This is a genomic window from Paenibacillus solani (assembly GCF_050475945.1).
Classification (GTDB): Bacteria; Bacillota; Bacilli; order Paenibacillales; family Paenibacillaceae; genus Paenibacillus_AQ; species Paenibacillus_AQ solani_A.
In genome coordinates, this window is the sequence record NZ_JBCMXJ010000002.1 from 1 (window position 1) to 22,176 (window position 22,176).

At 40.5% G+C, this 22,176-nt stretch carries 22 protein-coding genes; 19 read left to right on the forward strand and 3 right to left on the reverse strand.

Going from position 1 to position 22,176, the window contains the following annotated elements; genetic code table 11:
- Window positions 1-166 precede the first annotated feature (166 nt).
- The 5 genes from ABEQ74_RS00980 (at window position 167) to ABEQ74_RS01000 (ending at window position 3,483) form a co-directional block, all read left to right on the forward strand.
- On the forward strand, window positions 167-361 hold the full coding sequence (locus ABEQ74_RS00980) for a hypothetical protein (RefSeq protein ID WP_430118528.1): 195 nt from the start codon (window positions 167-169) through the stop codon (window positions 359-361).
- 73 nt (window positions 362-434) lie between these two features.
- The gene (locus ABEQ74_RS00985; RefSeq protein WP_430118530.1) at window positions 435-677 is read left to right on the forward strand and encodes a hypothetical protein; all 243 of its coding nucleotides are present in this window, start codon (window positions 435-437) and stop codon (window positions 675-677) included.
- A 572-nt stretch (window positions 678-1,249) separates the two neighbouring features.
- Window positions 1,250-2,341 (forward strand): hypothetical protein, encoded by a 1,092-nt coding sequence (locus ABEQ74_RS00990; RefSeq protein WP_430118532.1) that lies wholly within the window; start codon window positions 1,250-1,252, stop codon window positions 2,339-2,341.
- A 6-nt stretch (window positions 2,342-2,347) separates the two neighbouring features.
- Complete coding sequence (locus ABEQ74_RS00995) at window positions 2,348-2,686, forward strand: hypothetical protein (RefSeq protein ID WP_430118534.1); 339 nt, start codon at window positions 2,348-2,350, stop codon at window positions 2,684-2,686.
- A gap of 503 nt (window positions 2,687-3,189) precedes the next feature.
- Window positions 3,190-3,483: a hypothetical protein gene (locus tag ABEQ74_RS01000; protein ID WP_430118536.1), complete on the forward strand. Its 294-nt coding sequence runs from the start codon at window positions 3,190-3,192 to the stop codon at window positions 3,481-3,483.
- An 8-nt stretch (window positions 3,484-3,491) separates the two neighbouring features.
- Here the strand turns inward: ABEQ74_RS01000 and ABEQ74_RS01005 are convergent, their stop codons facing one another.
- Complete coding sequence (locus ABEQ74_RS01005) at window positions 3,492-3,806, reverse strand: helix-turn-helix domain-containing protein (protein ID WP_430118538.1); 315 nt, start codon at window positions 3,804-3,806, stop codon at window positions 3,492-3,494.
- Window positions 3,807-3,975: 169 nt separating this feature from the next.
- Here ABEQ74_RS01005 and ABEQ74_RS01010 point away from each other — a divergent pair, with 169 nt between their 5' ends.
- From ABEQ74_RS01010 to ABEQ74_RS01055, 10 genes are all read left to right on the forward strand, one after another.
- Window positions 3,976-4,821, forward strand: a complete 846-nt coding sequence (locus tag ABEQ74_RS01010; RefSeq protein ID WP_430118540.1) for a hypothetical protein — start codon at window positions 3,976-3,978, stop codon at window positions 4,819-4,821.
- A 142-nt stretch (window positions 4,822-4,963) separates the two neighbouring features.
- A complete protein-coding gene (locus tag ABEQ74_RS01015) occupies window positions 4,964-5,971 on the forward strand; it encodes a hypothetical protein (protein WP_430118542.1) in 1,008 nt (335 codons plus the stop codon).
- A gap of 127 nt (window positions 5,972-6,098) precedes the next feature.
- Window positions 6,099-6,911 (forward strand): metal-dependent hydrolase, encoded by an 813-nt coding sequence (locus tag ABEQ74_RS01020; protein WP_430118544.1) that lies wholly within the window; start codon window positions 6,099-6,101, stop codon window positions 6,909-6,911.
- A gap of 23 nt (window positions 6,912-6,934) precedes the next feature.
- Window positions 6,935-7,330 (forward strand): hypothetical protein, encoded by a 396-nt coding sequence (locus tag ABEQ74_RS01025; protein WP_430118546.1) that lies wholly within the window; start codon window positions 6,935-6,937, stop codon window positions 7,328-7,330.
- A gap of 65 nt (window positions 7,331-7,395) precedes the next feature.
- The gene (locus ABEQ74_RS01030; protein WP_430118548.1) at window positions 7,396-7,785 is read left to right on the forward strand and encodes a hypothetical protein; all 390 of its coding nucleotides are present in this window, start codon (window positions 7,396-7,398) and stop codon (window positions 7,783-7,785) included.
- Window positions 7,782-10,154, forward strand: a complete 2,373-nt coding sequence (locus ABEQ74_RS01035) for a hypothetical protein (protein ID WP_430118550.1) — start codon at window positions 7,782-7,784, stop codon at window positions 10,152-10,154. The genes ABEQ74_RS01030 and ABEQ74_RS01035 overlap by 4 nt, the downstream gene beginning before the upstream one ends.
- Before the next feature lie 14 nt (window positions 10,155-10,168).
- Complete coding sequence (locus ABEQ74_RS01040) at window positions 10,169-12,196, forward strand: hypothetical protein (protein ID WP_430118552.1); 2,028 nt, start codon at window positions 10,169-10,171, stop codon at window positions 12,194-12,196.
- Window positions 12,172-14,019: a helicase HerA domain-containing protein gene (locus ABEQ74_RS01045; protein ID WP_430118554.1), complete on the forward strand. Its 1,848-nt coding sequence runs from the start codon at window positions 12,172-12,174 to the stop codon at window positions 14,017-14,019. Before ABEQ74_RS01040 ends, ABEQ74_RS01045 begins: the two co-directional genes overlap by 25 nt.
- A gap of 10 nt (window positions 14,020-14,029) precedes the next feature.
- The gene (locus ABEQ74_RS01050) at window positions 14,030-15,157 is read left to right on the forward strand and encodes a M23 family metallopeptidase (RefSeq protein WP_430118556.1); all 1,128 of its coding nucleotides are present in this window, start codon (window positions 14,030-14,032) and stop codon (window positions 15,155-15,157) included.
- 261 nt (window positions 15,158-15,418) lie between these two features.
- Window positions 15,419-17,596, forward strand: a complete 2,178-nt coding sequence (locus tag ABEQ74_RS01055; RefSeq protein WP_430118558.1) for an FtsK/SpoIIIE domain-containing protein — start codon at window positions 15,419-15,421, stop codon at window positions 17,594-17,596.
- A gap of 22 nt (window positions 17,597-17,618) precedes the next feature.
- Here ABEQ74_RS01055 and ABEQ74_RS01060 read toward each other — a convergent pair whose 3' ends face one another.
- Window positions 17,619-17,903, reverse strand: coding sequence for a hypothetical protein (locus ABEQ74_RS01060; protein ID WP_430118560.1), 285 nt, complete (start codon window positions 17,901-17,903; stop codon window positions 17,619-17,621).
- A 26-nt stretch (window positions 17,904-17,929) separates the two neighbouring features.
- The gene (locus ABEQ74_RS01065; RefSeq protein ID WP_430118562.1) at window positions 17,930-18,217 is read right to left on the reverse strand and encodes a hypothetical protein; all 288 of its coding nucleotides are present in this window, start codon (window positions 18,215-18,217) and stop codon (window positions 17,930-17,932) included.
- Window positions 18,218-18,466: 249 nt separating this feature from the next.
- On the opposite strand from ABEQ74_RS01065, the gene ABEQ74_RS01070 reads away from it, so the two are divergent.
- The 4 genes from ABEQ74_RS01070 to ABEQ74_RS01085 all read left to right on the forward strand — a co-directional run bounded on the left by ABEQ74_RS01070 (window position 18,467) and on the right by ABEQ74_RS01085 (window position 22,143).
- Window positions 18,467-18,910, forward strand: coding sequence for a hypothetical protein (locus tag ABEQ74_RS01070; protein WP_430118564.1), 444 nt, complete (start codon window positions 18,467-18,469; stop codon window positions 18,908-18,910).
- A complete protein-coding gene (locus tag ABEQ74_RS01075; protein ID WP_430118566.1) occupies window positions 18,907-19,080 on the forward strand; it encodes a hypothetical protein in 174 nt (57 codons plus the stop codon). Before ABEQ74_RS01070 ends, ABEQ74_RS01075 begins: the two co-directional genes overlap by 4 nt.
- 88 nt (window positions 19,081-19,168) lie before the next feature.
- On the forward strand, window positions 19,169-21,259 hold the full coding sequence (locus ABEQ74_RS01080) for an ATPase, T2SS/T4P/T4SS family (RefSeq protein WP_430118568.1): 2,091 nt from the start codon (window positions 19,169-19,171) through the stop codon (window positions 21,257-21,259).
- Window positions 21,256-22,143, forward strand: coding sequence for a type II secretion system F family protein (locus ABEQ74_RS01085; protein ID WP_430118570.1), 888 nt, complete (start codon window positions 21,256-21,258; stop codon window positions 22,141-22,143). The genes ABEQ74_RS01080 and ABEQ74_RS01085 overlap by 4 nt, the downstream gene beginning before the upstream one ends.
- Window positions 22,144-22,176 lie beyond the last annotated feature (33 nt).

The following is a 22,176-nucleotide window of genomic DNA, read 5'->3' on the forward strand; positions in this document are numbered from 1 at the left end:
CAGTAGCCAATGGCCATCCTGAAGCTGCAGGTAACCCGAGCAGCTGCCTGCAGATCCGGAAGACGCACCAGGATGCTAGGGTGCCGGCTACTGTTGATATAGCTGGTGGCCATCCTGGGGCTGCAGGTAACCCGAGCAGCTGCGCGGATCCGGAAGACGCACCAGGATGCTAGGGTGCCGGCAGCTGCCGATAGAGCCGGTGGCCGTCCCGGGGCCGCAGATAACCCGAGCAGCTGCGCGGATCCGGAAGACACACCAGGATGCTAGGGTGCCGGCAGCTGCCGATAGAGCCGGTGGCCGTCCCGGGGCTGCAGGTAACCCGAGCAGCTGCGCGGATCCGGAAGACGCACCAGGATGCTAGGGTGCCGGCTGCTGCAGAATAGCCGAATGGCTGCTCTGCGAATGTCCTTAAAGTTTTATAGGAGGTAATGTAATTGGCATTTGAACTTACAGACAAACTCTATTATCAAAATTTAACGTTCTATTATGCAAAAAAAAATGATGAAGGGGATAGGATTTATCAAACTAAAGATGAACTTCATCGACAAACAATTGTTACTGCACCAGCAGATTATGATGGGGCGCTCATTGGAATGATTGATGAGTCGTTAAGAGAGAGTGATGATGACGATTTGATTAGATACTTTGATTCTATAACTGGAATGGAAGAAATATAGTGGTTTATTTTGGGAGAACTTTTGCTAAGTTGAAAGTTTTCTTTTTTTTTTGCTTTTATATTACCTGCTATGATCGATGTCACCCGACCAGTGTCCTGCGCAGGGAATCTGGACGAGGACGAGGGATGATGGCCGCCCTGAGCAGATACCAATGGCCTGAGAATGGCCATGTCCTGGAGAGTCCGGTCGTGATAACTACACAGGGAGTCCGGACGAGGACGCGAGGATGATGGCCATCCTCAGCAGATGCTAATGGCCCTAAGAATGGCCGTATCCTGGAGAGTCCAGTTGTGTCTGCTGGGGAGGGAATCCGAACGAAGACTCGGAAAATGGTAGGAAAACGGTAAGCTTTGACTAATTCTAAGCGCTAAATAAATGGAGTGTGTATTATGAAAGTCAGAATACACACTCAAACCCTCAAATGTGTGTATTTATAATGACTGATTACACAACAAAAAGGCACGGGATTGATTATATTACACAATAAAATAAAATAGTTGTGTAATTTGGGGCTGTGTGTTATGATGATGTTGTGTAATAAACAACAAACATTGTGTAATGGAGGTATTATAATGGGTAAAAAGGAAATACCAACACATGTAGTTTCTATGGATACAGGTAACGGTGGTAATAAAATTATTTCGGATACAGTGAAACGTAAATATTATGAAGCGGTAATTGGTCGATATGAAGCACCACCTGAACAATCACGTATGAATAAAAAGAAAAGCGCCACAGCATACCAAGTTGAGTCGGATCCGCAACAATGGCTGGTAGGGTATGATGCTATTGAAGAATATAAGCTCACACCTATTCCGATTCACGCAAGAGATAGCTTGCAGCGCTATTCACAAAAAATGTTTTCTTACTATGCCAAAATCGGTTTAGCTCAAGCTGTTGAAAATGCTCCGGATATGGTCCCTATATTGCTTATTACATCCACACCTGCTTACGACTACCACAATCCAGATGTAAGGAAGCAATTAAATGAGGTTCTCTTTGACCTACATAAGGTACATATCAACGATGAAAGAAAAGTAATCAACGTAGTTCAATATGAGCCAATGAGTGAAACAGAAGCTATTCTTTATGATCTTTACTTTGATGACAATGGAAACGTAGCAGATGAAAATATTGAGAATGAGGATATATTAGTGATTAACTGCGGTTTTGGAACCACTGATCTAAGCAGATACGATGAAATGAGCTACATTAAGCTTAAAAAGGAAACACTAAAAACATCCTTTAGGGACGTATATCAGCGGTGTGCAGATTGGTTATCAACGACCTTAAAGCGACAAATCGATGTTCAAGAGGTTGCTCGTCAGTTAGAGTCACAAAAAGAAGAGAAAATAAAAATATTCGAGTTTGTAAAAGAGCCAGTTGCCGGTTTTAACGATACTTACAGAAGTGCTGTAGAAGGTGTATTTGCGGATTTGATAGCAGAAATGAATGGTATCATTGACGATCCAGACCTATTTAACAGAATAGTTTGTGTTGGAGGACCTATTGAAGAATGGGGCCCAATGTTTAAAGAGTGGAATACTCGTCGAGTCCAAATACCAGAAGATCCACAGTTTGCAACGGCACGAGGTATGTACAAATACGGGAAATTTTATGTAATACCTAATTTACAGTCACAAGTGGCTGCTACAAAGGACTGATAGATATTGAAACGCATTCAGTTGCTTGCTAATGATGCCATTGTAAAATGGTGGGATGATAAGGCCAAAGATCCTAAGCGTCAAGAAAAACTCCGTGATGCTACTGAGATTGGTTTACAGATCCAAGAGGGGAAGCTTATCACAATAGATCCGGAAAAGAAAAAGCTGTATGATGCTATAGAAACTTTGATTGAGTCCGGCCTGCTGAATAGCGGAAATTTGGTACCATCACTCCCGAACCAGAAAGATTTACAGGCAGCAGTTGAACCTGATAATCAAGTCAAAAAGGATTCCAAAAAACCGAATTTTGAAAGAATAGGTAAGTTAAGAAAACAAATTGAGTAGCATCCCTTTAAGGGGTGCTTTTTTTATTTTAAATGATAAAAAACCCTACTTTAAATTATATCGGAAGAAAATTTGATAGGAAATATTAAGGGAGTCAGAAGGGCTATTAAGGTTTGTTGAAGTGGCAGAATTTATTGAAACTAATACATTTGAACTAATATATTTTATTGAAATCAATAAATTATTATTGATTAAAGTAGGAAGGATGTGGCAATATAGTCTCATAGAATTATAAATTAAATAATTTTTTGAATTAAATTATTTCCAAAGTCCTTACTCGTTCTGGAGGCTTACTTCTATGTTCATTGTAAAAGTGTTAATAGTCTTGGTTTACATAGCCTTACTTATTAAGCTTGTAAAGCTTGTTGGTGGTAAGGGGTCTCTTAGAGATAAAGACTTTTTGATTTTACTAGGAGCATTTTTATTATTGTTATTTATTCTGCTATATAATCTCCCACAGATTATATAAGGCAAGAAAATTTCAAATAGAGAGAGGGGAAGACATGCAAAACAGTGGTCCAGTTAACAAAAGAACATTCAGGCCAAAAAGAATAGGTGACGTAACAACTGTGACAATTCCGCAGATATACATAGATTATGTGACGAAGAAAGAAAAGGAAGTTTCGGAGGAGTTGGTTTCATTTGTGAATGCTGCCTTATCTCAGAGAGAATATGTTCATTTAGTAATGACAGGAATTGCTTATATTCATACTCGCCAGAACCTAACTGAACTTATTCAAGACTTTCAGGGGAAATTGAATGAAGTTGCACATATAGGAGAAAAACAGAAGGCGTAACACGCCTTCTAGGGTCTTCGCTTTGACATTGTTTTTAATAAAGATAGTAGGTGTGTCTGATCGCTCGAAGATAATTGTCTAAACATTTCGAGCATTAACATTTCGTCAGGCGTGGGTTCAAACTCACTCGCATCAAAGAAAATATCCCATACTTCTATACCTATACCTTCAGCCCAGCGTTCTAATGCGTTTAGAGTGGGGCGCGTTTTGTTTGTTTCCCATAGTGATAAGGTGGCCCTGGATATTTTAGTGAGTTCATGAACCTTGTCTAAGGTGAGATTTCTACTTTTTCGAATTGTCCGGATCCGTTTCCCAATATCCAAAGGAGCTCCTCCTAAATTAATCAATCTTTATACCTATATTCGCAAAAAAATGAAGATGATAACATATCTATTTCTGCTATTTATTGAAAAGAATAAATAATTATTTTAAAGTTTATTCTTTTTAGTAAAAAATCGATTTTTATGTTTGGTTTAGGAGGGGGCTTTCAGCGTGATTTGTATGATTTGTGAATCAAATTGCATAGAAGAAACAGAATCGCAATTCAAGTGTGAGAAGTGTGATTTACATTACGAACAAGCTGTATTCTCTATTCCAACTGATGACTTATCTGACGTATTCGAATCAGCTAAAAATAAAACCTTAAGAACAAAGGAGAAAATAATGAACAATATACAGTTGACTGAATTGAATGTATACTCGGTGCCTTTAGAGTGGGTCTATCTACGTTATGGTAAGTTGAAAAGGCTGATGAAAACTAATAAGGATTTAGAATTGGTAAATGAAGCACAAATCATAGAAAAATTCTTAGAGGAGAAAGGAAATAATAAGATTTTAGAAGCGTACTCGGACGTTGAACAAATCGAAATGGATATACCAAGAGTCTTAAGAAAACAATACGTTCCTATTGTGGAAGAACGTTTAGAGGAACACTACATACGTATGAATACACGCAGATGGTTGGAGAATGAAATAAAAGAAAAATCGGTAGATCTAGGGGTGGAAATGCCAAAAGTAACAGCAAGTTATTCGTATACAAGTGGATTTTCGGGTGGATCTCCATCGTCCTCTACAGAAACGGCTGTAGTAACTGCTTATAACCGACTAGATAAACTAAAAGCAGACCTTCATGAGTTAGATGAAGCTATGTATCTGGTGAACAAGGTGCTACAAGAACTTAAACCGGATGAATATAATCTGGTAAAAGCTCTGTATTTCTGCAGAGAGAGAAGGTACGACAATGTTGTTATGAAAGAGTTGATTTGGGGCAGACAGAAATATTACGACATCAAGAAGCAGACTTTAATGAAAATAGCATATAAACTGAATATCATATAATTTAATCATACTTTTTGCATACTATTATGGTACTAAGATCTAACTTACTGATTGTTTTTTTGTGTTACTCTAAGTTCATAGGGAATTTTAAGTCGCTCAGATGGGGGCGGCTTTTTTTATTATAAAAATGAGGTGAAAAGCGTTGCGTATATTGACTTATGATGTTGAAAATAAGGATTTGAGTATGCCACACATCGAAATTCAAAGTTGTGAATCGATTAATGATTTAATACAGAACTATATGATATTTAATCCTAGTGTGGTAGTAGTTAGCGATAATGCAGCTTCTGAAGTTTTGGAAAAGTTTAGAAGCCTGAAATTTCAGATGAATATCGCAGTCATAACCCAAAATAATGACACTCGGAACATCAGATCGTGGATATCAGAGGGCGCAGCTCATGTTTGGTCTGAGTTGAATTGGATGGATGAACTGAGTGAAGAGTTCTCACAGGTTAAACCTCTATTTTCTGATGAACCAGTTAAGGAAGTGAGCCCCCTTGTTGATACGTTCAATAGCCCCTCACTAGTTTCTTATGTGATCGGGGTTGGTGGTATTTATGAAGGTGCAGGTACGACTCATACTTCTATAATGATTGCTAACTACCTCTCCAGAGCAACAAAAACACCCGTTGCCATATGGGAGGCTGGACATAAACCATGTTTTCATTTCTTGGATTACTTAAAGAATGGGCAATTTCATCAAAGTCGTCCACGATTTGAATTGAAAAACGTCACCTTTTTTAAAGAAACAACATCTTATCAGCAGCTCCGTTCAGTAGCTAATGATTTTAGATTCGTTGTTTTAGACTTAGGTTGCCTGGATCAACATAAAGAGAACACTGAGTTATTCTTAGATTCTGATATACCGATTCTTGTTGGCTCTGGTAGTGAATGGCGAATGAAGGAGATAATGCAGTTTTGTCAATTACATAATAAAGTCGCGCAGGATCGGTGGCGTATAACTATGCCTTTAGCAAGAGACGAAGCAGTAGAGGAAATGGGAGAGGCATTAAGGGGAAGACCTGTGTTTAATATCCCATTTCATAGTGATCCATTTGATGTTCAAGACGATACTGATCAAGTGTTAGAAGGGGTTTTATCACCGATTTTACCGAAAAGAAAGAGAAGAAGATTCATGAACTTTCTTTAATTGGGAAGCTACCCATTTATGTTGGAAGGAGGTGATTACGAATATGAGAATGCGGTGGAAATATATTTATAAATAAATTTGAAAGCTCTATAACGTTAGACCATAAAGAAGGGAGGTTTGTATACAGATGAACAAGAAAGGTCATGTAGCTCTTGCGGTGGCAAGTGGGACTCTGGTTGTCTTTGCTTTACCAAGCCTAAGCTCTATCAGTAATATTATGCCGGCAGTTCTTTTAATAGCTGGGGCAGCTGTTGGAGGGTTAGTTCCGGATCTGGATCATAAGACCGGCACAATAAGTCAACTAATTCAGTTCTCTGCAGCGCGGCGAAAATTATTAAAGACACTCTCTTTATTTTCACTTTTAGTAGGTGTGTTTTTAATAGCGTGTGGGAAGTGGTTTGACGGTCCAGTAGATCGATCAATAGAGTGGTTGATTTCAAGTGCGCCTTTATGGATCGGCACAGGGATCATTTGTGGTCTGGCGGCAAAGTTAAGGGTCCTGATACTCAGTGGAGTAGGTATTTTATTACTCCTCGCGTACGGAATATATGACTGGCATTGGGTAGCCGCAGTAGCAGGCTGCTCTTTTTTAATTGTACCTATCGTTAAGCATCGGGGAATCATTCATACACCTGAGTTTGCAGCATTGCTTACTTATGGTCTATATTTATTTGCTACTCAGCTACCAGACATGTTACAGGGGCTCATACATGGTTTTATCGTTGGCTGGTGGGCTCATTTGCTTGGGGATTGTTTCGGTAGGGAAGGGATCCAGTCCCTCATTATTCCAAAAGTTAAGATTGCACTAAAATTGTTTGTTAATGGTGGAAGTACTGAACGCTGGATAACTCGATTTTGTTGGAGTGCCAGCTTTTTTTTATGGATTGTTCTGTTCATATCACGCTCCAATATTTTTACTCAGGTTTCATTATTCCAATGATTGAATACGAAAGGTGAGAATCAATGAAAAAACATTTTACCACGTTCATGATGCTGATCATGAGCTTATTTTTGCTTCCTATTTCTGTGTTTGCATCAGCAGAAAATCCGATTGATAAAATGGGCGAAAAAATGAAATTTAATTGGTCCATATTGGACGGTGCTGATTTTATCTTTTCTCCAGTAAGTATTTTGATTTCAATAATTGTTATTGGCGCTTTACTGTTTACAATCATCAGGGTCTTTATTCGGGTTATGAAAATATCCTCCGGTAAAGCATCGATTAAAGATAAATGGTTCTGGATAGAAGTGGGGGTTATTTTCCTGATTCTATTCTTTTTCTTCTCTGGCGCGTTCTTCAAGTTTTTGTCCGGTATTTACGATTGGACGAACAATCAGGACATTACAGGTACGAAATAAAAGAATTAGTCAGTGCGCTTCCTTGTAAAGAAAGCGCACTGATCTGATTTAAGGATGTGAACCAGTTGAATGATTATTATGACTTGAAAATAAAGAATATCTGTGCAAATTGTGAAGACCAGCCAGGGAGTGTTGTAAATCCGTCTGGAAAATATCTTTCTGACATAAAAAAAATCTATACAGTTGATGATGGAGTAGTAGAAAGTTTTGACTGGTTCCTTTTATTTCTTGGAACGATTGGGACTATATTATGCACGGCTTGTTTTATATGGTGGATCCTTAAGATTACCACCTTCATATTTCATGTAAGTAGGGGGGCCGAAACGATTCGCAATCGTCAATTTTGGATACGAATGGGCGGTGCTTTTTTATTACTCATCATTTTCATGTCAGGCTCTTTAATTGTTTTTGTTTCAGAAATATATAATCTTATTGCTTACTGGGGGGCGCAATGATCAACCGAATAAGTAAGTGGTTCATAGGATGTTTAGCTGCCTTAGTTTTGTTTGTAAGCCTTTCTTCCACAATGGGAACTGTAGAGGCAGTATCAAGTGGAGTAGTTGAGATAGCAGCCTCGGAAATAGACCAAGGACAACAATATAACGAAGATGGAGAGGTGGTCGAGGAAGGAGAAGAGGACGGCAGTAAAGGTGGGTGGTTAATGCCCGACTTTGTATATGACCTACTGCAGAAAATTGATGAGCTATTGCAGACGTTTAAGGATTTGATGTCCGGAAAGCTTATCAAAGACGCTATAGAGGGATTCATTGTAATGTCCATCGATGAAGCCATGTCTCCATTATATGACGCGTTTGCAAAGGGGTATTTATTTACTCCGCACATAGCTGAAATGGACAGTGTTCATAAGGGATGGTCGATCTTTATGATCCTGGGGATGGCTAGCTTGTTCCTGGCTCTATTATGGCTGACGGCCAGGGTGATTTCTGGTAAGAAGGAATTGAAAAGTCTAATAAAGGTGTTTTTAGTGTGCTTTATCGTCACCTATTTCAGTTTAACGATTCTGAATATTCTGAATGTAGGGGTGAACTGGTTCTCGCAGGAGATGATCCAGGGAATTCTAGGTACAAAAAACATACAATATCAGGGTTTAGATGGTCAGCAAGTTCTCAAAGCGTTAATTGTTGGTGTCGATGGAATAACAGATCCGACATACGCAGGACAGACATTGGGACAAGTAGTGGTAGAGACTCCAGGGGGAGTGTTTACCCTTATCATGTATAGTTTGTTGAATGTACTTCCTTTGTATTTGATTGTTTTGGTTAAGCAGCTGCTCTTGATAGCGCTGGCTATATTCGTATGTGTTTGGATCTCTTATACTGCTTTTACAGGAAAATATGAAGCCATGATGGGATTCTTTAATTTATATACTCGAAGTGTTCTTGTCGGCTTGTTTTGTAGCTTACACTGGTCTGTGTTTGTTCAACAACAAACTCAATGGTCCAAAGGGGAAGGCTTCTTATCAGCGCTTGGTATACCACCGATATTTATGGCTATAGTTTCTGGATTAGCATTGATCGTATTTTTCTATTTCTTTTGGATGAAGGCTGTTTTTAAAGCCATGACCAAACCACTAACCCTAGACGGAGCAACTGCGATTGAGAAGATGGGCGAGTGGGGCATGAAAGGATCCTCAGCACTATCCAATCTTGGGAAACGTATGGGATCTGAAGGTATGCAAAAGAAAGCTATGGATTGGTCTAAATCAAGTGAGAATTTAAAAGAGTCAGGGGAACGATTACGAAACCAACGTAGTGTCTCTCTACAAACTATGGCTTCTTCGCTGACTGGCGGGGCTTCAGAAGCACTACAAGGTGTTCAATATACAGCACCGGAAAAATGGATTGAAGACTCTGGAAACGTGATTGCAACAGAGGTGTTTGAAGTAGAACTTGGATCATCGGAGATAAAATCATCCGGATTAAATATTTATGATACTTTATCAGATAAGGGCTTCGAGATGGGGAAATTACTACATGTGCCGGTCGAAGAAAGAGCTGGTATGTCAGAACAACTGAAACTCCTTAATGAAGAGTACGAGGATGATGTCATGTGGAATGAAGAGACCGGCTATCTCTTCTTAAAGGGAGAAACACCTGCGATGGTCGATAAACTTAAAGAGGAGGGCTTCGACACATCGAATATAACTGACGGTGTAGGTAGAGATGATTTAGTAGTGGATATGGATTCAAGAAAGACTATAGCTATCCATGATAATAAAAAATCTCAGAAAGCCTTAAAAACCGTTGAGGAAGAACTATCTGTTTATACAGAGACAAAACTAGATCCTGCTCTTGCCCAGAAAGCGTATACCCAAATAACGAATAGAGACGAATATACATGGTCTCAAGATTTGTTATTGGAGAATGGAAAATTGCTGATTCCTAATGATCATATGGATGAAATTAATGAGGTGCTGGAGGGAATGTTATCGGAATTGAAAGAAAAGCCTAGAATAGATTTCCCAAGACACTCTCAGTTTGCAAACGACATGGTTAACGAATGGAGACAGTCAGGGCAAGTATCTTGGGCAGATAAGATAGAAATTGCACCAGATCAATCGCATATTTATATTCCAGAGGAATATAAGAAAGATTTCGAAGCTCAATTTGAAGCATATAGGAAGGGTAGAATTCCTTTCTGGCAAGCAAAAAACGGAAAAGTATATGTCATTAAGGATGGAGTGCCTGTAGATCATGGGCAACCTCCTATCAATGGTATGGATATGGGCAGCTTCGAGAAATTTAAAGCAGATATGTTACACGAACATAGCAAAAGAAATTCTGCTACCGGCAAAAAAGAGTAAAGGGGGGATGAGTCTTGTTGGATGATATTCACGAAAAGGAAGAACGATTATTAAAGGCAACTATGATGGGAGACATCAGGGAAGATGTAGAGTTTATCGGACTGAATTTACGTGACATTATTTGGATCATCGGGAACACGTTAATGATTGGTGCGTTATTCTCTTATATTTTACCATTTGCGGTTTGGGGAAAAATTGTTTGGATCCTAATAGTGTTTTTATTCAACGTGATTAGTAGGTTCCGGAAATGGCCTTATAGACGTAAACGGTATATTCGGGATTTTCGAACAAAACGTGAGGGATCTGGTGAAGACTTTAAGCAGTTACTCAATATTGAAGAAGATAGCTGGTTATACCGTAGTGGTAAAGTAGTCCATATTGTCTCAGAAATCAGTTCTCCACCTTGGCAGACCGCTATTTATGGACAGAAAAAGAGGAGAATTTCAGCATTTGAGAATTTTCTGCGTGGAATAGTCAGAGAAGGTTTCACAGCATCTATCACGTCTGAAAAGATTCCTGATTTTAGATTGGATTATTGGAAGCGCAAGCGTCAAGAGCCTGCGGCTTCTAAAGGTATTCATAAACTGAGATTAGATAGGATAGCTTTATGGGAGCATCTAGCGGAAAACGGGGAAGCTCTTAAGAGTGAATACCATTTAACTCTTAGCATTGATGAGCATCGAGTAAATCTTAGAGAGCAGGAACAGGAAACCGAAGATATGAAGCCAGCTGATATAAAAAAGTTAAGGTTTATGGCTGGTATTCGTGAAAAATATGAAAGAGTCATCGGGAATTTCCATGCTAGTGGGAATGATACAACGTTAATGTCTGGTTATTCTGTGCCTGAACTGATGGCTCGTTGGTGGGATCGCCGGTCTTGGGAGGATTGGAAGATGAATGATGGTAAATGGGATGATCCCGATATTGTTGAAAATGAAATAACGAGTAAGGATGAAACCGATGAAGAGGTTTCTACTCCGGACAAAAAGTTGGTCTTATTTGCTGAAGATTCAGATAGCGAGTCGGTTGAAGAGAATAGCACCGAAGATGATGCGATTCAGACGGCCTTACAAGCCGTAACAACTGAAAAGACATCTAAGCAATCTACAAAGCAAAAACGGGCTAAAAAAGGCAAAATATTAGCTCTCATGGCCAAGTTAATAGAACGATGCAAGGCAGTAGGGCCTTGGATAATGAAGGTTGTGAAAAAAGCATCTGATGTGCTCCCTGGGAAATTAAGTAGCTTGTATGAAAAAATAAAAATCAGAAGGAAACCACAGTCAAAAGCAAAAGATGTATCAGAGAATGATTCGAAGATTGAAGAGATAGGTGGATTAGAGGTATCGGAAACAGTCTTAGAGTTAGATGTTCCACCTAATGCTAAAACTGTCGAATTGCATGATAAAGTTCTAATCATAACCGCACCTGCAGCAACCGGAAAAACGTTCCTATCTGCCAACGTTGCTACAATAGCTGGAGAATCGGGAGTTCAAGTAACGTTAATTGATTTAGCAAAGGATCGGGGAACACTGACCGTATTGAACCCTGTTCTACAGTCTTATGATATGGCTGGATGGGAGAAGTGGGAATCCAGGCATGTTTCAAACTTACAAATCATTTGTCCAGAGCAATATCCATCCATACAAGAGGTTAAGCAAATAATTGAAAGACATCGTACCGATGGTGTTGTCTTAGTGGATTTGCCTTGGAACTATCCTTCCAGAGATGAATTGATCTTTGATTATGAAGCTATTGGAGTGGTAGACTGCGATTACCATCACTGGTTACAATGGGAAAACTTTGTTGATGATTGGCACGGAAAGCTATGGTTAAACAAATGTGATACTGAAATGAAAAAGCGTATGTCGCAGTTAATTAAAGACAAATATAGCTTAACTTTTGAACATGAATTTCCACATTTTAATGCCGCAAATAAATATTTGTTTCAGGGAAGACCTATTGCGTTGGATGCACATGCTAGGTCTTCTTTTTGTGTTCAGGAAATGGAGGGGAATCAATGCTCGCCAATGCCAAACGGATAATAAAAAAATGGGAAAAGCGTGACCGGCACATCATTGTAAATGCAATTGATGGGAAGGATTCGCAAAATGGGCACTTTGTAAGGGTCTTAGTTATTAAACGGTATACACCGGTAATTCTTGCCGGTTACCTAAACGCACTCGATGATGTTGTTAAAAGGGAAGGTGCTACGCTACGAAAGACTATCCGTTATGCCTCCAGTGATTTGAAATTTGGATGGTCAATGAAAAATAAGCTCAAGCGACTAAAACAAAACATAGATTCAGCTACTGAATTGGATCCAGCCAGACCAGAAGAACTCGCAGCCCGAGACACGATACTTGCTCTCAGAGATTCTCAGACATCAGATGATCGGAAATTAGTTGAGATACAAACGTTTTTAACAATCTCTGCTCCTAAGCTTCACCAATTGGAAGCAGCTGAATCTAGTCTGAAGACATGGTTTGATAATATGAGTGGTGAACTTGATGAATTAAAACGTGAACAAGTTGAAGCTATGCGTCAAACTTCACCAGCTCATGATCCTTATACGGTTGCTAGTGAGTTCTTTAATAAGGAACACTATGGCCAAGTTACGATGGACTCAGTGGCAGCTAGAACGTATCCAATGACGAGTGGAACCTTCTCTGAAACGGATGGTATATATTTCGGACGTAGAACTGAAGATGGGGGATTCTGTTTTATTAATCTTTGCGATCCAGATGATCCTAGAGCACAAAATTTAATGGTACTTGGGAAGACGGGTCAAGGAAAAAGCTTTTTTTTGAAAGCTTTAGTCGTATCTTTATTGGATGAGGGTGTTCACGTTTTTGTCTTTGACCTGGACGGGGAATGGTATGACCTTTGTATGGAGGTCGGGGGAACTTATATCGACCATACCACAGATGAAGGTAGATATTTTGAGCCACTCACGATTATGCCGGCAATAAAGGAAATTGACAGAGAATGTGTGAAATATAATCGGCAGCGATATTCAAGGGCCATGAACAATGGTGTAAGAACTACTTCTCTGCTCGCTGGTGGCTTGAATAGTCAGGAAGTATATGAGGTTGGGGAAGCAATTAAAAGGGTCTATAAGAAGGCTGGGATCTACAAGGATCAGAGGGAGACCTGGAACAATCCTACGGGGCCTAGACCAACCATTCATGGAATGTTCGCTGAGATTCAGGAAGCTGCTGCAACTAATCTGGATGCTAAAAGTGTATTTGATAAGATCAAAATTTACTTCATTGGAATTTATAATGATCTATTTAAAGTGGAGGAGCCTTTAAGTTTTGAGAACAAGGCTCCTTTAATCGTTTATCGGGTTGGATCCGGAGAGGAAGATGAGAACAGAAAAGACGAGTCTACAAAACAGGCACAGATTAAAATGTCTATGTCTTTTGATGTTGTTGATGCTTCAATCCATTTACTAAGAATTGAGGGTGCTTATTTTTCGGCAGTATTAGTTGATGAAGGGCAAAGACAGCTAAAAAACGTTGAACTGAGAGATTACATTTTCAAATGGTTTACAGCGATACGGAAGCAAAATGGCATGATGATTCTGGCTCTAAATGCACCATCAGTACTGTTAGAAACTGCTAAAGGAGTAGGCATGTATGAAAATACAAATATACGTGTTTACTTCTATTTGGAACAATCGGCTGTCCGCGAATTGTCTTCTAAAGTGGATCTACCAGAAGAGATTGAAGAACGAATATCAGGTAATGAGGATACTAACTGCTACATATTGGAGTATCACAAGAAATATGATGAGCTGATCATGCACGTACCTGAAAGAGAAGCAAAACTTTATAAAACACGTGGCTTGAAAGAGACGGGATAGGAGTGGAGGTATGAGTGCAGATCCTCAGCTGACAGGCAAGAAGAAACCTTTAGCAAGGTTGCTTTTATCCCTTTCCCCTGCTCTGCTTACTATTCTAGGTATACTACTACTGCTTGTACTGTTTATTTTGATCCTCTTCTTGCCGTTTTTATTATTTGCTGATCCAGAGCAGCTAAGGAATCCGGATCCATCTTATGGATACGACTGGACGGTTCCTGATCAATTGGATGTTGACGGCACCGCATATGCGTGGCCGGTGCCGTCTATTGATCGAATCACTTCTACTTTTGGTTTTCGAGACTTGTTCAATACCGTAAAGATGCACAAGGGCATTGATATAGCTGCAGGTCCTGGGAAGACCGGTGGCCAGCCAATCTATGCGATGGCAGCTGGAACTGTGTTGGTCGCCGGTCCTGTCGGCGGATATGGACAAGCTATTTATATCGATCATGGTGGGGGCCTTGTTTCGATTTATGGACACCTTGAAGCAAAAATGGATGTCACTCCGGGAAGTCAGGTGGAAAAGGGGCAGAAAATCGGATTTATTGGAGTTGGGAAGGTTGGCACATCAACGGGGGAACACTTGCATTTTCAAGTTGAGCTAAACGGAAATCCTGTAAATCCTTTAAATTATGTCCAGCCACCAGGAAGCTCGGGACCAGGATCAGGGAACGGGGTGAATCAATCTGGTGAGTTGGTTTATCGGCCGTTGAATATTGAATATGTCTTAGCTTATCTAAATAAGAAAAATTCTGCCCTGGCTGACCGCAGTATTCTTGAGATGATTGATCGTGCAGGAAAAGACAAGAACGTGGATCCTCATCTTTTGATTGCAATTACTGGTCAAGAACAAAGCTTTGTTCCTCGAAATAATAATCATGCATCATTGATAGTCAAAAATCCGTGGAATGTTTTTGGGTGTTGGTGTAAAGGAAAAGGCGCTACTTTAACCACGGAGCAGTCGGCAAGAATTGCTGCGGATACGATTGTTAAATTATCGCAAGATCGTCCTCCTGGTTATAATTCGATTCAATGGCTGTCCTCGCTAGAGAATCCGCGAGGGTTTTACGCCGAACATCAGGGCTGGTGGAGAGGAGTTAGTAAGTTTTATAATATTTTACTTTCAGGAGGTATGTAGCCTTGGGATTAATCGCAGTTATTATCGGTATTATTTTATGGATATCACACAAAAGAGGAGAGAATGGCTTCAAAATTCCGTCCTGGTTGTTCAAAGGGCTCGGGATTTTTTTACTTTTTGTCCTATTTAAAAATATAAAGGACGTTTATGTATTCTTGTCCACTGAATCTAGCTCTTGGTGGCCGTTGGTAAAAGAAAATGCGTCCAATTTCTCAGCTTATCTACGGGATCTAATAAGGACTTTGACAGGAGGCTAGTGTAATGGATGAGACAAAAAAAGAGTCATTTTCCATGTATGTAACCCGAATAACAGGGATTGCTGCACTGATCAGTCTTGCTGGTATATTTTTAGGTCTCCCTATACAGATTGAAGAGATAGCGCGTATGGTACTCAAATATGCCGCAATCACTTGGGTTGTCACTGTAGCTATACCAGAATTAATAAAATATATGTGGACTCATAGGCAAAGATTAAAAAATAGAACAGGCAATATAATTCATAAAGGCAAATCTGTTGTTGAAGCTTCTACTGTACCGGTGGTAGGTGCGATTGTCGATGGGGTCAAAAACGTAGTGTCAGAATCAACAAAGGGCAGCAATAGTTTCAAAAACTCCGGTATGGCCCTACCAGCAACGTTAACTACATTGCCAGTGAATCCACGGCCATTACCCACTAAGTCACTTACAGAAGAAACAGCCGGCAACATCATTATGAATGCAATTCAGCTTGCTGGATTACGAATGGAGGAGCCTCCCGAGATACTCGGGATCGATTCAGGCCCTACCTTACAGAAAGTCTCATTTCGACTTTCTAATAAGCTTCAGTTAACTGATCTGGTCAAAAAAAGAGAAGATTTGGCAAATCACATTGGTCATCACCGAGGTTTTTCAGTTGAAGCTAGCGATCATGCTAGTGCAGCTGCCTTTGTTGTCCCTCATGAAAAGAGAGCATTCGTTTATATGCGGGATGTTGTCCAGGATTTGATTGCCTATGGTTTGAATGCAGAATTACCTATTCTTTTAGGGAAAGACATGCAGGGCAAGACCATGATACTCGATCTTGCAAAATTACCCCATCTGTTAGTTGCTGGAACCACAGGATCTGGTAAATCCGTTTGTATAAACACGTTTTTAACATCATTGATGTCACTTCGAACGCCCGAAGAAGTCAAGTTTTTATTAATCGATCCGAAAATGGTTGAATTTCACATGTATAACGGCATGCCACACTTAATGTGCCCACCTGTGATTGATCCAAAACGAGCAAGTATAGCTTTAGGGAAACTTGTTGTTGAAATGGAAAACCGATATGAGAAGATGTCCAAAGCCGGCGTAAGGAACATTAAACAATACAATCGCAACCATCCCAACTCTAAAATGGCTTATCTTGTAGCCGTAATTGATGAGTATGCAGATCTAACTATGGTTGCAGGAGAAGATGTAGAAGATGCGGTTGCAAGACTCGGACAAATGGGCAGAGCAGCAGGGATTCATATTATTATGGGAACCCAACGTCCAAGTGTGAACGTTGTAACGGGTACAATTAAGGCTAATTTGCCATCTCGTATCGCTTTTCAACTCGTAAGTAATCACGATTTCCGAACGGTAATGGACAACGGAAATCATGATTTATTGGGCGGTGGTGATGGTGTAGTTATGCTGAATGGTGGAAATCAAATCAGATTTCAATCTGCAGCTATCAGTGCAGATGATGATGAAATGAATGAATTTATTGAACATCTAAAAAAGTATTGGCAACAAGAGAGGAAATTCACTCCCAAACCGGTCACGAACCCTGTTACACAAAGTAATCATGAAGACGTATCTGACAACCAGGATGATGATAGTCCTCAAAGCTTTGAAGAAAGTGAGGGACAATTGTCTTTAAGGGTTGAAGTGCCTCAACCTATCACTCTGGATCCAGATGAAGAAATGAAGGATTCAACTGATATTTCTTCACGAAACGATGATTGGGATTTTAATGAATCAGGCAATGAAGATGAACCCGATGAATACAAGCGCTTTGTGGATGTTATCAAGAAACAAGGTGGATTTAATATGGCCATCATAGATAAACATTACCCAATGGACTTATCGCGAGCTTCCAGGCATGTCGAGCGAATGGTGCGCGAAGGTCTGTTAAGTGGCGAGTTTGATCATAATCTCAGAATGAAACCATGGATCGGTGATAGGGACAAACAAGATGATGTGGATCGTACACTGAATGATATGAAGGTCTATATATGCAGGACTCGTAGCACAAGATCCGGTGAGATAAGGGAAGTCTTGCGCATGCGTAAGGAAACAGTTTTAAATAATATGAAGTTACTGGTAGAAGAAGGTTTTCTTAATCCTCCATTGAGCTCCAGAAGTGGATACACCATTGCTTGGGATGAGGATCAGATCCAGGAGTATCTGGAGAACTCAGAAAATGTATAAGTAAGAGAATTAAAGGATTGATTCATAAGATACCTGCCAACTGCCCATCATCCTGGTACGTCTTCCGGATCTGCAGGCAGCTGCTCAGGTTACCTGCAGCCCCAGGATGGCCATCGGTTACATCGGCAGCAGCCGGCATCCTACCTTCCTGGTACGTCTTCCGGATCCGCAAGGCAGCTGCTCGGGTTACCTGCAGCCCCAGGATGGCCACCAGCTCTATCGGCAGCAGCCGGCACACCCATTCCTGGTACGTCCTCCGGATCCGCAGGCAGCTGCTCCGGTGACCTGCAGCAACCAGGACGGCCATCGGTTACATCGGCAGCAGCCGGCACCCTAACATCCTGGTGCATCTTCCGGATCTGCAGGCAGCTGCTCCGGTGACCTGCAGCAACCAGGACGGCCACCGACTATATCGGCAGCAGCCGGCACACCCATTCCTGGTACGTCCTCCGGATCCGCAGGCAGCTGCTCCGGTGACCTGCAGCAACCAGGACGGCCATCGGTTACATCGGCAGCAGCCGGCACCCTAGCATCCTGGTACGTCTTCCGGATCTGCAGGCAGCTGCTCCGGTGACCTGCAGCCCCAGGATGGCCACCGGCTATATCGGCAGCAGCCGGCATCCTACCTTCCTGGTACGTCTTCCGGATCCGCAAGGCAGCTGCTCGGGTTACCTGCAGCCCAGGACGGCCATCGGCTACATGCTCATTTCTACAACGAATCTGTTCAGTAGTATCTTGATTATCACAAGATTTTTATCATACTTTTTCAGTACACATTTAGAACGTTGTGAATGATTTTTTATGCTATTCTTATAACATCGAATAATAAATAAACGAACCGCCTCATGAATGTATGGGGCGGTTTTCTTTTTGAAGAAAGTAGGTGAGCCTGTGAAGGAATACTCCTTGAAAGAAATTTCAGAATCTCTTGGGATCGCTGACAGGACACTTAGGAGATGGTCACTGCTGCTTGAACGGAATGGGTATCCATTTCAGATGAATAAGACAACAAGAGTATATACGGATACTGAATATTATCTCTTTAGCAATATAAAGAGGTCGATTAATGGGGTGTCAGTTTATGAGGCAATAACTATGGCCATTCAAAATCAGCAGCCGATACCGGAGGAAAACCCGAATATTCACGAAAAAATTAATGAATTTGATCAGTATATCAATAGATTGGAGGAAGAGATTTTTTGGAATGGCCATAAGAATACCATTGAAAACCTGATGAGGGAATGGGCAAAAGTAAAAAAATCATTAGGTCAAAGCTCTAAGGAATCATTGATTGATGGGAGTGAACAAAGTTGATCGAATTCATATCTGGTGATGAAAATGAAGCAAAAGGCAGAGTAAACGGCAAGCCGTTCTACCTGTTTGTTGAAACGTCTGATTGTGTGAACGTCATCGGCGGCAGCTTCAGTGAATGTGAGACTAACAATGTTATTGAAGCATGGAAAAGGAAGTATGTAGATGCCTAATCAGCAGCTACGCTGGCGGTTTTGTGGATTTTAAAGATGGCGTTTGGATACAGTCTATTTAATAACAACGGGGTTAAGAGGTGTGAACATGAGCATTGATATAGAAACTAAATTTATTTCCTTTTCGAATCTTGCAGGTGGGGATGCCGTACAAGGGTTGCTACGTGTTGTAGAGCCATTATCCAAAAAGAATAGTATAGCTGTTGTAGAACTACCTTGTATGGGCTTGCCACGTCTGAGTTATGCACTCGGACAGGACGATATCATTTTGAAGTTGGAGAAAGACAGATCTGTAGATCAATTATTAATTGATTACGAGCGGAAATCACTCAAGCCCATGGGAGATTATACTTTAAAAACAGGTGCGGTCGATTATCTTCTTGTGCATCCCAGATCATTGCCAGAAGCGCCAGTTATCCGGAAATTGGAGTCAAATTCACCGCTCATTCAGTTACCTATATATCTTCGACAACAGCTTAAAGGTAAGTATGATTATGTATTTATGCTTACTCAAGGGCGCTTGATTCATCCAATGACTCTCTTTTCGATTCGTACTGCGGATGCAGCGATATTGTACAGTAATGAACCAGCCGATTTTATCCAGAACTTTACTCATGAAAAGAAGCTACATGAAATCTTTGGAGTAGAAAATAATCGGATGTTTCTATTTGCTCGGGACCATAACATCAAATCGGATGCCAAGACAGTTTATTCAAAAGACATTTCCAAAATGATCAAAGTAATTGATACGCTAAGTTGCCAGTCGCTGGACATTTTTGAGAGTGAAGATGTCCAAAACCGAAAGGACGAGTCAATCGGAATAATTGATCCTTTAGATTATCTTGATTACCACATTCAATTGAGCACAGTGAGGAGGGACTTTTCCAAAGACGATCAGCAGCAACTAGACAATCTACAGTCTTATGTACGGGCACAACTTACAAAAAATCATCTCGATGAATATGTTAAATCGCTTACTAATGAGCAGATAAGACAAAAGGTCAAATACTATATCGCGGACATTATAAGAGAACAATCAGAATATTCAGTTACCCTGCCTATTAACGAGGTAATCGAATGGGTTCAAAAGGAAATAACAGAGCTGGGTGTTATCCAGGAAATTTTAGATGATCCTTCGATCAGTTCCATTGAAGTAAACGGTCCTGATCGTGTCATTGTTGAGAAAGATGGACAAGACATCCACCTGAAAGATATACGTTTCCGCGACAATCAACACCTTCTTCAAACGATTAACAAAATATTATTGCCAATTGGTAAACCGATCTCAAGTACGGAACCTATTGTTGATGCAAACTATCGAGGATTCAGAATTTGCGTTATAGCAGATAATAAGGAGTTTCAGGGTATTAGTTCGGGATCTCCCTTAATTTCGATTCGAAAGTTTCCTCCAAGGGTGTATACCAATGAAGAGTGTGTACGTTACGGAAATATTTCACAAGAAATTGTGAGTTTTTTAGAATTTTCAGTTCCTACGGGTGCAAATATTATCGTTGTAGGCCCCACAAATAGCGGTAAAACAACGCAATTGATTCGGTTGCCTCTCTTTGTAGATCCAATAACTCGGATTATATCAATTGAGGATAGCGAAGAAATGATGCTGGCAAGTAAAGAGCAATATTTAAACTACCCTAATCTACCGTCACTGTTGGTAAAACAAACAGAAGATGAATCCAAAAGTTATGGTATCGATAAGCTAATAAAAGCATGCTTGCGACTCAGACCAGAAGTATTATGTATCGGGGAAATTCGAGATGAGCAAGCAGCTAGGCAGAGTCTCGTGGGTATGAATACCGGTCATACGGTTTGGTTGACGATCCATGCTAACAGTGCCAGTGAAGGTGCGGTTAGATTTTTGCAATTGAACGGAAACAATGCAGCAGCCGCCAGCCAAATAGCAAGCTCTATCGATCTGATTCTGTTTCAGAAGAAGATGCCAAATGGGGTCAGAGTTGTTACCGAAATCAGTGAGTTGTTATCTTTCAAGGGTACAGAGGTACCCGTGCTTAATACTATTTTTAAATATGACTACGCTTCAGGACAACACAAACGAGTTGGGAATGTGGTGTCAGAAGCTTGGATCGATAAAATGAGAATGAAAGGCACTCCAGAGAGTGTTATTGATTTCTGGAAAGGAAAGGGGGTTGCTCTTCTGGCATGATTCCAAATTTATTATACCTTTTATCGGGGCTCCTACTCTCTTGGGGGCTCTTTGATTTTTTCTTCAAGAGATCTAGTTCCCAAGTGAAATCTGACCGTTTACGAGGGATGTTTGGATTTGAGGAAGTGAGTAAGGATGCGCTAGCAGTGGGAGTATCACTAAAACTGAGACATTATCTGCTGGTTATCGCTCTGGGAGTCGCTGCAGGGTCAATTATCGGTTACTACACAAAAAATATTTTGTTTGTCGGTATTGGGTTTGCAGTAGGGTTCATTATACCTCGGATGATCATCGGGTCCATTAAGTATAACCGTAGAAAAGGGGTGCTGATTAATTTACCTGGGAATCTTCGTTTGTTAGTCTCCAAGCTTCGAGACTGTAAATCAATTCAGAAGTCACTTGAGATGGCATTGCCTATTATGTCAGGGGCTACCAAGCCCATTTTTGAGCGCTTATATCAGTCGCTTTTGCTAGATGTTCCACTGGAACAAGCGTTAGCGAGAATGAAGAAGGAAGTTCGTTTCCGGAAATTTGACGATCTATGCGAAAAAATAATGATGGGTCACAAAGACGGATTCCACACTCGGTCAGTGGAAGTCATCAGAAAGAATATTGAGGAAATTACCTCGGACGCGCAATTACTGGTTGAGGTTGATATCAAGAATAGGCAGGAAAGACTTAAGCCTTATCTTACCTATTTCTTATGTTTCGCAATAGTAATGATGTGCGGCTATATGGAGTCTCAGTTAATTGATATGTTATCTGCCCAATTATCAGTGAGCACTATTATAGGAAAGATTTTCATTAGTACGATGATTCTTACTGCTTGTCTAGGTTTTTGGAAGAAAGAGAAATTCCTTCGGCTCAATCTGGATGAATTGTGAGAGGGGTGATGTGATCGAATTAAGTAAAGGGGT